This window comes from Streptomyces sp. CAI-85, assembly GCF_013363615.1.
Taxonomy (GTDB): Bacteria; Actinomycetota; Actinomycetes; order Streptomycetales; family Streptomycetaceae; genus Streptomyces; species Streptomyces antibioticus_B.
Genome location: NZ_JAANNX010000039.1, coordinates 1 through 13124 on the forward strand (window position 1 = coordinate 1; position 13124 = coordinate 13124).

The window sequence follows — 13124 nt, forward strand, 5'->3', positions numbered from 1 at the left end:
GGTAGTCGTAGACCTCGGTGATGGTGCCGACCGTGGAGCGCGGGTTGCGCGAGGTCGACTTCTGGTCGATCGAGACGGCCGGGGAGAGGCCCTCGATGAAGTCGACGTCCGGCTTGTCCATCTGGCCGAGGAACTGCCGGGCGTACGAGGAGAGCGACTCCACGTAGCGCCGCTGGCCCTCGGCGAAGATCGTGTCGAAGGCCAGCGAGGACTTGCCCGACCCCGACAGGCCCGTGAAGACGATGAGCGAGTCGCGTGGCAGATCGAGCGAGACATTCTTGAGGTTGTGCTCGCGCGCGCCACGGACGATGAGACGGTCGGCCACGCCGGTCCGCACCTTTCTTGAGTGAAGTGACAGGGGCGGGGCCCCCGTCTTCCTCAGACTAGGGGGAGCCACTGACAACGCCGGTCGGATCCACCGGGTGACAACAACCCCCGACCTTCCAGCATGCCCGACGCCGCCAACGACCATATAGCACGCGCATTCGATTTCGGGCCGCGTTCCGCCACCTTCACCCGAAGGAGTGGTGGGGCTAGGGTCAGCACCATGATTGATCACGCTCATGACCTGGAGTCCCTACAGGACGCGACCGAGCGGCTGCTCGTCGCAGTCGGCAAACTGGACAACGCGTCGGTGGCCGAGCCGTCACTCCTGCCCGGCTGGAGCCGGGGTCACGTCCTCGCCCATCTCGCCCGCAACGCGGACGCGCTCGTGAACGTCTTCGAGGGCCGCCCCATGTACGCGGACGCCGCCGTCCGGGAGGCCGACATCGAGCGGGACGCCCCGCGCCCCCTGCCGGAGCAGCTCACGGACGTCCGGGAGAGCGCGGAGCGTCTGCGGCGCGCGGCGGCCGTGCCCGCCGACTGGTCCCGCACGGTCGAGCTGCGCAACGGCGTCACGGACACGGCGGCCCGGGTGCCGTTCCGGCGCTGGGTGGAGGTCGAGCTGCACCATGTGGACCTCGGGATCGGCTACACGCTGGAGGACCTGCCGGCGGAGTTCACCGAGCGGGAGACCGCGTTCCTCGCGGAGCGGTTCACGGGGCATCCCGAGGTGCCGCCGACCCGGCTGACGGACGGCACACGCGTGTGGCGCACCGGCCGGGAGGCCGACGCGCCCGAGGTGACCGTCACGGGCTCCCCCGCCGACCTGCTGGGCTGGCTCGCCGGGCGCCGCGACGGATCCGCCCTGACCGTCGCCGGCGGACCGCTGCCGGCCCTTCCGCCGCTATAGGCTGGCCGTCATGACGTACAGCGGAGACGTGACGGTCGGCGGCCCGGCGGACGTGCACGAGCTGAAGGACCTGATGATCACCAAGCTCGCGGTCGGGCCCATGGACAACAACGCCTATCTGCTGCGCTGCCGGGCCACGGACGAGCAACTGCTGATCGACGCGGCGAACGACGCCGAGGCGCTGCTCGTCACGATCGGTGACGACGGCATCGCGTCCGTCGTCACCACCCATCAGCACGGTGACCACTGGCAGGCCCTCGCCGAGGTCGTGGCCGCCACGGGCGCGCGCACGTATGCCGGCCGGGAGGACGCCCCGGGCATCCCCGTGGCGACCGACGTCCCGGTCGACGACGGCGACGTGATCCGCGTCGGCAACGTCGAACTGACGGCCCGCCACCTGGTCGGCCACACCCCGGGCTCGATCGCCCTCGTCTACGACGACCCGCACGGCCATCCGCACGTCTTCACGGGTGACTGTCTCTTCCCGGGCGGCGTGGGCAACACGCGCAACGATCCCGAGGCGTTCGCCAGCCTGATCCGGGACGTCGAGACGAAGATCTTCGCCGAACTGCCGGACGAGACCTGGGTCTACCCGGGGCACGGCAACGACACCACGCTCGGCGCGGAGCGGCCGCACCTCCCGGAGTGGCACGCGCGCGGGTGGTGACGTCCACGCGCGAGTGGTGACCTCGTCGCCGGCGTGACGCTCCGCCACGCACCGGGGCGCATGCCGGCGTGCACGCGCCCCGTGTGAATCGCGCGCACGCTCCCGAGGCTCGCGCGCGCTGCACACGTGCGTGGCCGCGCGGTCAACTGGTGGGTGCCCCGCGCGGGATGACGGCTCCGGCGCGGCATGGGCCGCCGGCCTCTCGATCCCCGCCCTCGGCCGGCGGCCCCAGGCGGAACAGGCGTCCCTCGCGCCCCTGTTCACGAGACTGCAACACCAGCTCCCACCATGCGGACATCTGCCGGTGCGACCTCGACAAAACGGGGATCCCGCTGTCACTCTCCCGCCATGCACCTCGCCCCTCGTGTTCTGCGCCGTGCCGTCGCCGGCGCCACCGTCGCCCTTCTCGCGACCGCCGTCGGCTGCGCCCCGCAGCCCGAGGACGACGCGGCCGCGAAGCCGTCCGGATCGACCGCCGACGCCTGCGCCCGGGGCGCGTTGGCCACCGAGACCGCCGGCAAGCTGACGATCGCCACCGACCAGCCCGCCTACGAACCGTGGTTCAAGGACGACAAGCCGTCCAACGGCGAGGGTTTCGAGTCGGCCGTCGCCTACGCGGTGGCGGAGCGGCTCGGTTACGACAGGAGCGCCGTCGTCTGGCAGAGCGTGCCGTTCAACAAGGCGTTCGCGCCCGGTGCGAAGACGTTCGACTTCGACATCAACCAGGTGTCGATCAGCGACGAGCGCAAGCAGGCCGTGGACTTCTCGTCGGGCTACTACGACGTGCGCCAGGCCGTCATCGCGCTGAAGGACTCGAAGGCCGCCGGGGCGAAGGGTCTCGCGGATCTCAAGGGGCTCAAGCTGGGCGCCCAGGTCGGCACCACGAGCCTCGGCTACATCGAGGACGTGGTGAAGCCGACCGCGCAGCCGGCCGTCTACGCCAAGAACGACCAGGCCAAGTCGGCGCTGAAGAACGGTCAGGTCGACGCGATCGTGGTGGACCTGCCGACCGCGTTCTACATCACCGCCGCCGAGGTGACCGACGCGCGGATCGTCGGCCAGTTCGAGAACCGGGGCGGTACGCCCGAGCAGTTCGGGCTCGTCCTCGACAAGGGCAGCGCGCTCACCCCGTGCGTGACGGCCGCCGTGGACGCCCTGCGGAAGGACGGCACCCTGGCGAAGATCGAGCAGCGGTGGCTCTCCGACGCCGTCGACGCGCCCGTGCTCAAGTGACCGTCACCGCCAAGGAGTCCGGGTCCGGCCGGGAGGACACGGACGGCCCCGGTGACGCGTACGTGCCGTCGGCGCGGCGGCTGGAGCGCGAGCGCTACCGGCGCACGCGCGCACGCCGCGCCACGGCGGTCGCCGCGCTCTCCACCCTGGTCACGGCCGCCGTCCTCTATCTGGTCGTGGTCGGCGCGCCCGGCTGGCCGCGCACCAAGGAGACCTTCTTCGACGGGCGGTACGCGCGCGAGGCGCTCCCCAAGGTCCTCGAAGGGCTCTGGCTGAACGTCAGGCTGCTGCTGGTCTGCGGCGCGGCCGTGCTCGTCCTCGGCATGCTGATCGCCGTGGCCCGCACCCTGCGCGGCCCCGTCTTCTTCCCGCTGCGGGTGCTCGCGGCCGCCTACACGGACTTCTTCCGGGGGCTGCCGCTGATCATCAACCTGATGATCGTGGTGCTGGGCGTCCCTGCGCTGCGGCTCCAGGGCGTGACGGTGGATCCGGTGCTGCTGGGCGGTACGGCGCTGACGCTGACGTACTCGGCGTACGTCGCCGAGGTGTTCCGCGCGGGCATCGAGTCCGTGCACCCCTCGCAGCGCGCCGCGGCCCGCTCGCTCGGCCTGTCCAACCGGCAGGCGCTGCGGTACGTGGTGCTGCCCCAGGCGGTGCGCCGTCAGGTGCCGCCGCTCCTGAACGACCTGGTGTCCCTCCAGAAGGACACCGGTCTGGTGTCGATCGGCGGCGCGATCGACGCCGTCCGCGCGGCCGACATCATCGTGGGCCGCAGCCTCAACTACACGCCGTACATCGTGGCGGGGCTGGTCTTCGTCGCGCTGACGATTCCGATGACCCGCTTCACGGACTGGGTGACCGCCCGGATGGACCGTCAGCGAGCCCAGGGAGGCACGACATGAGCGACGCGCCGGTGCTGCGGATGGAGTCCGTCCGCAAGACCTTCGGCGGCTCGGTCGTCCTGCGGGACGTCGATCTGGAGGTCGCCCCGCACACCGTGACCGCGCTGATCGGCGCCTCCGGATCCGGCAAGTCCACGCTGCTGCGCTGCGCCAACCTGCTGGAGGACATCGACGACGGCGCGATCTGGCTGGACGGCGAGGAGATCACCGATCCGCGCGCCGACCAGGACGCGGTACGGCGCCGTATCGGCGTGGTCTTCCAGTCGTACAACCTGTTCCCGCACATGACCGTGCTGGACAACATCACGCTCGCGCCGCGGCGGGTGCACGGTGTCTCCCGCGCGGAGGCCGAGGAACGGGCCGGGGAGCTGCTGGAGCGGCTCGGGCTGGGCGGCAGGGCCGGTGAGTACCCGGACCGGCTCAGCGGCGGCCAGCAGCAGCGTGTGGCGATCGTGCGCGCCCTGGCCGTACGGCCCCGGCTGCTGCTGCTCGACGAGGTCACCGCGGCCCTCGACCCGGAGCTGGTGGGCGAAGTCCTGAACGTCGTGCGGGACTTGAAGGGCGACGGCATGACCATGGTGCTGGCCACGCACGAGATGGGCTTCGCGCGCGAGGTGGCCGACCAGGTCTGTTTTCTGGACGGAGGGGTCGTGCTGGAGCGCGGCACCGCGGAGCAGGTCTTCGGCGACCCCCGGCAGGAGCGCACCCGTCGGTTCCTGCGGCGGATCGTGGAGGCGGGACGGCTGTGACCCGCCGTTCGTGACCGTGTAAGAGGCGTGACCGTGTAAGAGGCGTGACCGTGTAAGAGGCGTGCTCCTGGAGGCCGGTGCTTACGTGTCGGTCCTGAGACCGGTGCTCATGTGTCGGCCGTCCCCGACCCCGCCAGCGCCGCCACCCGCTCCACCCCGAACACGTACCCCTGCACCCCGCAGCCCGCGATCACCCCGTCCGCGCGCAGGGAGACGTACGAGTGGTGCCGGAAGGACTCGCGCCGGTGGATGTTGGAGATGTGGACCTCCAGGACCGGCAGCCCGTCACAGGTGTTGAGCGCGTCGAGGATCGCCACCGAGGTGTGCGAGTAGGCGCCCGGGTTGATGACGATGCCGCAGTGGTGCAGTCGGGCCTCGTGGATCCAGTCGATCAGTTCGCCCTCGTGGTTGGACTGCCGGAAGTCCACCGTGCCGCCGTGCGCGGCCGCCGCCTTCACACACATCGCCTCGACGTCGGCGAGCGTGTCGGACCCGTAGATCTCCGGCTGCCGCTGGCCCAGCAGGTTCAGATTGGGGCCGTTCAGGATCATGATCGGGGCGTTGGCCAGGGTGCGGGGCACGGTTCCTCCGGTCCGTCGGGGCGGCCCGTCCCGGACCGCTGCTCCAACCGGTTTATCACGCTGAAACGACGGGGCGGGAAGGCGTAGCCTCCAGGCATGATCCCGCCCGTGTACCCGCCCAAGCCGGCACCCGGCGACCGGATAGCCGTCCTCTCGCCCTCCGCCGGCCTGCCCGAACTGTTCCCGCGCCCCTACGAACTGGGGCTCGGACGACTGCGTGAGGACTTCGGTCTGGAGCCCGTCGAGTACCCGACGACCCGCAGGATGGGGACGACCCCCAAGGAGCGGGCGGAGGACATCCACGCCGCCTTCGCCGACCCGGACATCAAAGTGATCATGGCGTCGATCGGGGGTGACGACCAGATCACCGTGCTGCCGCTGCTGGACCAGGAGTTGATCCGCGCGAACCCCAAGCCGTTCTTCGGCATGAGCGACAACACCAACCTGCTCGCCTTCCTGTACACCACGGGGATCGTCGGCTTCCACGGCGCGACCGTGATGACCCAGCTCGGCCGCCCCGTGGCGATGGACGGGCTCACCGCCGACTCCCTGCGGGCAGCGCTGTTCACGCCGGGCCCCTACGAACTGCGGCCGGCCGAGCGCTGGAACGACGTCAACCGCGACTGGGCCGACCCGGCGACCTTCGAGGCGGAGCCGGAGACCCGGCCCGGCGACGGCTGGATCTGGCGCAACCCCGACCGGGTGGTGGAGGGCCGCAGTTGGGGCGGCTGCCTGGAGATCCTCGCCTGGCTGCTGATGGCCGACCGCGAGATCGCGCACGACCCCTCGGTGTACGACGGGGGCGTGCTGTTCCTGGAGACCTCGGAGGAGCTGCCGAGCGCCACGGAGGTCTACCGCGTCCTGCGCAACATGGGTGAGCGCGGACTGCTGCGGCGTTTCCCGGCGTTGCTGATGGGCCGCGCCAAGACCTGGTCCTTCGAGCGGCCCAACAGCCCGGAGGAGTCCGCCCGGTACGCCGCCGAGCAGCGTGCGGCGGTGGAGCGCGCGCTGGCGGAGTACGCCCCCGACACCCTGGCCGTCTTCGACGTGGACCTCGGCCACACGACCCCGCAGCTCGTCATTCCCTACGGCGGGACGGTCCGGGTGGACGGCCCCGCCCGGCGCATCACGGTCACGTACTGACGCCCCTGGCACCTCCCGCCCCGTCCGTCACTCCGCGCGCCCCGTAACCGTCCGTCACCGCGGGCGGTTGACGCGGCATGCACGACGTACGCACCGTGAGGGCGCCCTCCATGCCGCGGCTCGCGGCCGCCTCCCTGGCGGGGACGGCCATCGAGTTCTACGACTTCTTCGTCTACGGGACCGCGGCCGCGCTGATCCTGGGGCCGCTGTTCTTCCCGACGTTCTCGCCGCTGGCGGGGACGCTGGCCGCGTTCGGGACGTTCGGTGTGGGCTTCCTGGCCCGGCCGCTCGGGTCGATGCTCTTCGGGCACATCGGGGACCGGCACGGGCGCCGGCCGGTCCTCGTCGCCTCGCTGCTGCTGACCGGCGCGGCGACGGTCGCCGTCGGCTGCGTGCCGACATACGACACGATCGGGGCGGCCGCTCCCGTGCTGCTGCTCGTCCTGCGCTTCCTCCAGGGGCTGGGGCTCGGCGGGGAGTGGGGCGGCGCGGTGCTGCTCACCGCCGAGCACGCCCCGGCCGAGCGGCGCGGGCTGTGGTCGAGCTTCCCGCAGATCGGGCCCGCGGTGGGTTTCGTGCTCGCCAACGGGGTGGTGCTGGTGCTGTCCGCGGTGCTGACCGAGGCACAGTTCGCGGGCTGGGGGTGGCGGGTGCCGTTCTGGGCGGCCGGGGTGCTGGCCGTGCTCGGGCTGTGGCTGCGCTCGTCGCTGCCGGAGAGCCCTCGCTTCCTGGAGATCGACGACCGCGCGCGTGTGCCGCTCGCCGAGGTGGTGCGCGACCACTGGCGGCTGCTCCTGCTGACGGCCGGGGCGCTGGCCGCCGGGTACGCGGTCTTCTACACGGCGACGACCTGGTCCCTGGCGTACGCGACCGAGCGGCTCGGTGTGAGCCGGACCGTGATGCTGGCCTGCATCATGGCCGCGGTGGTGGTGAAGGGCGCGCTGACGCCCCTGACGGCGATGCTCGGCGACCGCTACGGGCGGCGGCCCCTGTGCCTCGCCGGGAGCGCGCTGGCGGCGCTGTGGATGTGCCCGATGGTCGCGCTGCTGTCGACGGGGGCGCCGCTGCCGATGTTCGTGGGGCTGATGGGGGCGCTGATCGCGTTCGTGGTGATGTTCGGGGTGATCGCGGCCTATCTGCCCGAGCTGTACGAGCCGCGGGTGCGCTGCACGGGCGCCTCGGTCGGCTACAACCTCGGGGGCGTTCTCGGGGGCGCGCTCACCCCGGTCGTGGCGACGGCGCTCGCGGAGGGGTCGGGGCGGGTGCCGTGGGCGGTGGGGATGTATCTGACGGCGATCGCGCTGGTCAGCCTGGGCTGCTTCGCGCTGCTGCCGGAGACGCGCCCGGCGCCGGTGGGGGCCGGGCGGCCGGTGACGGCCGGGGCCGCTAAGGGTTGATCGCCAGTTCCAGATACGCCGCGAACAGCACCAGATGGACGCCGCCCTGCAAGGGTGTGGCCCGGCCCGGCACCACCGTCAGGGAGCTGACCACGACGGTGAGGGCGAGCAGGACCATATGGGTGGGGCCGAGGCCGAGGACGAGCGGGCCGGTGAGCCAGAGCGAGGCGAGGGCGACGGCGGGGATGGTCAGGCCGATGCTGGCCATCGCGGAGCCGAGCGCGAGGTTGAGGCTGGTCTGCACACGGTCGCGGCGGGCGGAGCGCAGGGCGGCGATGGTCTCGGGGAGCAGCACGAGCAGCGCGATGACGACACCGACGACGGCCTGGTTGAGGCCGGCCGCGTCCACGCCGGACTCGATCGTGGGCGAGACCCCCTTGGCCAGGCCGACGACTCCGATCAGCGCCAGCCCGAGCAGGCCGAGGCTGATCAGGGCGGTGCGGGCGGAGGGGGCGTCGGCGTGGCTGTCGGCGGTGATGACCTCGCCCTGCCGGGTGATCGGGAGGAAGTAGTCGCGGTGCCGGATGGTCTGGGTCGCGACGAACAGCCCGTAGAGGATCAGTGAGGACACCGCGGCGAAGGTGAGCTGGACGCTGGAGAACTCCGGTCCGGGTTTGCTGGTGGTGAAGGTCGGCAGGACCAGGCTGAGGGTGGCCAGGGTCGCGACGGTGGCGAGCGCGGCGCCGGTGCCCTCGGGGTTGAAGATGGCCGTGCCGTGGCGCAGGGAGGCGGTCAGCAGGCACAGGCCGACGATGCCGTTGCAGGTGATCATCACGGCGGCGAAGACCGTGTCCCGGGCCAGGGTCGAGCTCTTGTCGCCGCCGTCGACCATCAGGGTGACGATCAGGGCGACCTCGATGATCGTCACGGCGATGGCGAGGACGAGGGAGCCGAAGGGTTCGCCGACGCGGTGGGCGACGACCTCCGCGTGGTGCACGGCGGCCAGGACGGCTCCGGCGAGGACCAGCGTCACCACCGCGACGAGCACTCCGGGCAGGTCGCGGCCCCAGGTCAGCGCCAGCAGGACGACCGCGAGCACCGGCACGAGGGACGTCCACCGGGTTGTGAGCGACCTGAGCCGAGCGATCATGGAGCGATCGTCGCAGAGCGGCCCGGCCTTCGCATTCCGGCTCTCGCACCCCGGGCGCGGGCGGGAGCGGACGCACCGGGAGCGGTGCTTGGCACTACGCCGCGCACCGCTCCCGGGGTGGTTGTCATCGTGTCCCACGAGGTCAGGCCCCGATGCTGTCCTTCGGGGAGCCCTCGTCCTCGGAGCGCTCCGCCTCGGCCGCCTGCTGCTTCTTCGAGGCGAGCAGGCTGGTGATCGTGGTGACGATCAGGACGGAGCAGATCACGCCGAGGGAGACGGGGATGCTGATCTCGGGGACATGGACGCCCGACTCGTGCAGCGCGTGCAGCACCAGCTTGACGCCGATGAAGCCCAGGATGACCGAGAGGCCGTAGCTGAGGTGGATCAGCTTCTTCAGCAGTCCGCCGATGAGGAAGTAGAGCTGGCGCAGACCCATCAGGGCGAACGCGTTGGCGGTGAAGACGATGTACGGGTCCTGGGTGAGACCGAAGATCGCGGGGATGGAGTCGAGGGCGAAGAGCACGTCGGTGGTGCCGATCGCGAGCATCACGACCAGCATCGGGGTCATGACCCGCTTGCCGTTCTCCTCGATCCACAGCTTGGTGCCGTGGTAGCGGTCGGCGACACCGAACTTGCGCTCGGCGGCCTTGAGCAGCTTGTTCTCCTCGAACTCCTCGTCCTCCTCGGCGGCCCGCGCCTCCTGGATGAGCTTCCAGGCGGTCCAGATCAGGAAGGCGCCGAAGAGGTAGAAGACCCAGGCGAAGTTGGCGAGGATCGCGGCGCCCGCGGCGATGAAGATCGCCCGCAGGACCAGGGCTATGAGGACACCGAAGAGCAGGACCCGCTGCTGGTACTGCGTCGGGACCGCGAACTTCGCCATGATCAGGACGAAGACGAAGAGGTTGTCGACGCTCAGCGACTTCTCGGTGATGAAGCCGGCGAAGAACTCCCCGGCGGGCTGTCCGCCGCCGAAGAAGAGCAGGCCGAGGCCGAAGAGCCCGGCCAGGGCGATCCAGACGACGGTCCAGATCCCGGCTTCCTTGATGGACACGTCGTGCGGCTTGCGGCCGATGAAGAAGTCGACCGCGATGAGGGCGGCCAGGCCCACGATGGTCAGGACCCACAGGGTCACGGAAACATCCACTGCGCCTCCGGCAGTACGTAACGGCAAGGTCAGCGTCGTTGCGCTGCCGGAGGTCTCTTCCACCCAGGTGATGGGCCGACGTCCCGGGATCGGGATCGATCCGTATTGACGGGAACGCCGCAGTCAGGGAGTACTCCCCTCCGCACGGAAGACAGTACCCCAATCACCAAGGAACGGTAAAGCGATTGGCAAAGAAAAGATCAAAACGGCTGGTCAGAGGTCCTTTACCTGTACTTGGCGCGAGCTGCCGCGACCTGTGCGAGCACCTGCTCCAGCACCTGGCTGCCGTGCGGCACGAGGCACGGCTCGTACGTCCACGCGTGCCCCACCCAGGGGTCGGCGAGATGGTCGTCGGGCACCGGGGTCAGCCGCAGCAGGCCGCGCCACAGCGGGTCGAGCAGCGGCCCGTAGGCGCTGGACTCCTCGCGGTCGGCCACCATCATCAGATGCACGCCGACGGCCGGGCCCTCGTCGGCGAGATAGCGCAACTGGTTCACCGCGCGGTCGTCGAAGCCGTGCGGGAAGTCGTTGACGACCAGGAGCTGCTGGGAGGTGTCGAAGCCCGGCGGCAGCGAGTCGGCCGCGCCGCCCCGCACCGCCATCTGCACCAGGTCGACCCGCTGGGTGAGCCGCCCCAGGACGTCCGCCACCCCGGCGGCGCCGACCGCGGGCGGGGCGGCGAGCACCCCGGCGCGCACCAGCGGCGCGAGCGCCTGCGCGCCGGATCCCGCCGGGTCGATGACATGCACGGTGAACTCGTCCGCCGGATGCACGGCGAGGAGGCGGGCCGTGTGCGCCACGGCCGACTCCATCGCGAGCTGCCGCAGTTCGTGGGAGTCCGCGAACGAGCCGTCGGACGCGGCGGTGCGCCCGGCGTCGATCCACAGGCCGCGTTCGAGCGGCAGCCGGACCAGCATCGGGATGCGCAGCGGATCGCTCTCGGGCAACTGGAGGTCCCCGAGCCGGAACGCCATCGGCATCTCCATGGGCACCCGGTAGGCGTGCCACGCCGGGTTGTCCCAGCGGGCGTACGCCACGGGCAGCGCCGGCTCGACGACCTCGGCCTCGGCCGTGAGCTGGACGAGATCGCGCTCCAGCGCCTCACGGGCCTGGTCGACGAGCTGGACGTGCTTGGCCTGGGCGGTCTCCCGGGCGGCGTCGCCCTGGCCGCCGATCCGGCTGCGCGGGTCGGACAGGACCTGGTCCAGCTCCTTCTCCAGCCGGGTGTCGGCGAAGTCCACCGCGCTGCGGTAGGCGGCCGTGGTGCGCGCCAGGTCCTCGAACATGCCCCACACCTGGTTGTAGAGGCGTTCGTCCATGGACCAGCCGGTCGCGTCACCGGCGACCGGCCGGGCCGGCTGACCGGGCTCGGCCGGGGGCGCGGTGGGCGGGGGCGGCGGCGGAGCGGCGTTCTGCCGGCGGGGGTGGCTGTAGTCGATCGGGCCGCCGGAGGACGGGGCCGCGGGCGTCGGCTGGGTCGCGGCCGGGTCGGCGGCCGAGGCGCCGCCGTCCGGACGGCCCGGCGCCCCGCCGTAGGGGCCGGTGGCACCCTGCGCGCCCGGGTACGGCCCGGTGGCGCCCTGGGTGGTGTACGGCGAACCGCTCTGGTCGGGGCCGAGGGCCGAGGTGGCCGTCTGCCGGGAGCGGTCGCCCTCGGGGGTGCGCGGCGGCGGGGCCTGGAGCGAACGGGCCAGTCCCTCGACGACCGCGGAGTTGATGCTCGTCGCGAGCTGGGGCGCCTGCGGCAGGCCCTGGTCGGTGAGCAGCTCCGCGAGACCGCCCGCGTACCCCTGGCCGACGGCCCGCACCTTCCAGGCGCCCTGCCGGCGGTACAGCTCCAGGGCGACCACGGCCGACTCGGCGTCCAGACCGGTGATCGTGTACGAGGCGACCTCGGTGCCGTCGAGACCGGTGACCGCGACGAAGGGGACGGCGGCGGAGCCGAAGCTGACCGGCCCGCCGACGCCCATGGGCAGGGCGAGCAGGACGCTGACCCGGTGCACCTCGGCGGACAGCGCGTCGAGGTCCACCGCGAGACGGTGGTCCGCGGCGGCCTGCCGGGAGACCTCCAGGCCCGGCAGGGTGGGCGCGCCCGGGTGGGCCACCCACTCGACGCTGTGCGCCCTGCCGTCCTCGTCGCCGAGGGTCGCCGCGGCCACGATCGGCGTGCCGGCCGAGACCCTGATCTCGAGGCGGGCCTGGGAGAGCGGGTGGTTCTGTCCCCGCACCAGCTCGGCCGTCATCGCCTGTCGTCCCCCTGTGTCGCGTGTGGTGGTGTCGGATGGGGCCCGGCCGGTGTGCCCGGCCGGGCCCCGCCCGCCGTCTTACAGCGCCGGCAGGATCGCCGGCAGCAGGTCCTGGAAGGTACGGCCGTTGGCCGGGGTGCCGAGGGCCGTCATGTTCCAACCGCCGCCGACCCGGTGCACCTTGGCCATGATCTGCGCGGTGTAGGCGCCGCCGCCGGCGAGCGTGTAGCGCGCCAGCTCCTGGCCGTTGGTCTCGTCGACCAGGCGGCAGAACGCGTTCTGCACCTCCTGGAAGGTCTGGCCCGTGAAGGAGTTCACGGTGAAGATGATCTGGTCGATGTGGACCGGGACACGCGCCAGGTCGACGAGGATCGCCTCGTCGTCGCCGCCCTGGCCGACACCGCCGACCAGGTTGTCGCCGGTGTGGCGGACCGAGCCGTCGTCGCTCACCAGGTGGCGGAAGAAGACGACGTCGACCGGCTGCTTGTCGGCGAAGAGGACGGCGGAGGCGTCGAGGTCGATCTCGCGGGTGCGGGAGCCGAACAGGCCGCGCCGCGGAGCCGCCTGCCAGCCGAGACCCATGCGCACCGCGGTCAGGCTGCCGCCGTCGTTCTTCTGAAGACTGATGGCCTGACCCTTGGTCATGTTGACGGTCACGCGCTGATTCCCCTCTCGGACTGTCCCCTGTTGCCGCGGCACCCGCGGTTGTCCAAAACCCTACGCAAGGGCACTGACAGT

General features: G+C 71.6%; 12 protein-coding genes and 1 pseudogene. 7 read left to right on the top strand and 6 right to left on the bottom strand.

Features of this window, described 5'->3' with window-relative positions; translation table 11 throughout:
• Positions 1–337 (bottom strand): annotated as a pseudogene (locus G6W55_RS27905) (excinuclease ABC subunit A); the annotation flags it as partial.
• Between the two features lie 210 nt (positions 338–547).
• Here G6W55_RS27905 and G6W55_RS27910 point away from each other — a divergent pair.
• The 5 genes from G6W55_RS27910 (at position 548) to G6W55_RS27930 (ending at position 4785) form a co-directional block, all read left to right on the top strand.
• Positions 548–1234 carry a maleylpyruvate isomerase family mycothiol-dependent enzyme gene (locus G6W55_RS27910; protein WP_175523561.1) on the top strand — a complete coding sequence of 229 codons (687 nt, stop codon included), beginning with the start codon at positions 548–550 and terminating at the stop codon, positions 1232–1234.
• A gap of 10 nt (positions 1235–1244) precedes the next feature.
• Positions 1245–1901 (top strand): MBL fold metallo-hydrolase, encoded by a 657-nt coding sequence (locus tag G6W55_RS27915; protein WP_175523562.1) that lies wholly within the window; start codon positions 1245–1247, stop codon positions 1899–1901.
• Between the two features lie 348 nt (positions 1902–2249).
• Positions 2250–3134 (top strand): ABC transporter substrate-binding protein, encoded by an 885-nt coding sequence (locus G6W55_RS27920; RefSeq protein WP_175523563.1) that lies wholly within the window; start codon positions 2250–2252, stop codon positions 3132–3134.
• Positions 3131–4036 (top strand): amino acid ABC transporter permease, encoded by a 906-nt coding sequence (locus G6W55_RS27925; RefSeq protein ID WP_175523564.1) that lies wholly within the window; start codon positions 3131–3133, stop codon positions 4034–4036. Before G6W55_RS27920 ends, G6W55_RS27925 begins: the two co-directional genes overlap by 4 nt.
• Positions 4033–4785, top strand: coding sequence for an amino acid ABC transporter ATP-binding protein (locus G6W55_RS27930; protein ID WP_175523565.1), 753 nt, complete (start codon positions 4033–4035; stop codon positions 4783–4785). The genes G6W55_RS27925 and G6W55_RS27930 overlap by 4 nt, the downstream gene beginning before the upstream one ends.
• Positions 4786–4892: 107 nt before the next feature.
• Here the strand turns inward: G6W55_RS27930 and aroQ are convergent, their stop codons facing one another.
• Positions 4893–5366: a type II 3-dehydroquinate dehydratase gene (gene aroQ / locus G6W55_RS27935; RefSeq protein WP_175523566.1), complete on the bottom strand. Its 474-nt coding sequence runs from the start codon at positions 5364–5366 to the stop codon at positions 4893–4895.
• 96 nt (positions 5367–5462) lie between these two features.
• Here aroQ and G6W55_RS27940 point away from each other — a divergent pair, with 96 nt between their 5' ends.
• Positions 5463–6509 carry a S66 peptidase family protein gene (locus G6W55_RS27940; protein ID WP_175523567.1) on the top strand — a complete coding sequence of 349 codons (1047 nt, stop codon included), beginning with the start codon at positions 5463–5465 and terminating at the stop codon, positions 6507–6509.
• 77 nt (positions 6510–6586) lie between these two features.
• On the top strand, positions 6587–7906 hold the full coding sequence (locus tag G6W55_RS27945; protein ID WP_175523568.1) for an MFS transporter: 1320 nt from the start codon (positions 6587–6589) through the stop codon (positions 7904–7906).
• Here G6W55_RS27945 and G6W55_RS27950 read toward each other — a convergent pair.
• The 4 genes from G6W55_RS27950 to G6W55_RS27965 form a co-directional block, all read right to left on the bottom strand.
• Positions 7896–8996 carry a calcium:proton antiporter gene (locus G6W55_RS27950; protein WP_175523569.1) on the bottom strand — a complete coding sequence of 367 codons (1101 nt, stop codon included), beginning with the start codon at positions 8994–8996 and terminating at the stop codon, positions 7896–7898. The genes G6W55_RS27945 and G6W55_RS27950 overlap by 11 nt on opposite strands.
• A 142-nt stretch (positions 8997–9138) precedes the next feature.
• Positions 9139–10140, bottom strand: a complete 1002-nt coding sequence (locus tag G6W55_RS27955) for a TerC/Alx family metal homeostasis membrane protein (protein ID WP_175523570.1) — start codon at positions 10138–10140, stop codon at positions 9139–9141.
• Positions 10141–10364: 224 nt separating this feature from the next.
• Complete coding sequence (locus tag G6W55_RS27960) at positions 10365–12383, bottom strand: TerD family protein (RefSeq protein WP_175523571.1); 2019 nt, start codon at positions 12381–12383, stop codon at positions 10365–10367.
• An 81-nt stretch (positions 12384–12464) separates the two neighbouring features.
• The gene (locus G6W55_RS27965) at positions 12465–13043 is read right to left on the bottom strand and encodes a TerD family protein (protein ID WP_030791391.1); all 579 of its coding nucleotides are present in this window, start codon (positions 13041–13043) and stop codon (positions 12465–12467) included.
• Between the last annotated feature and the right edge of the window lie 81 nt (positions 13044–13124).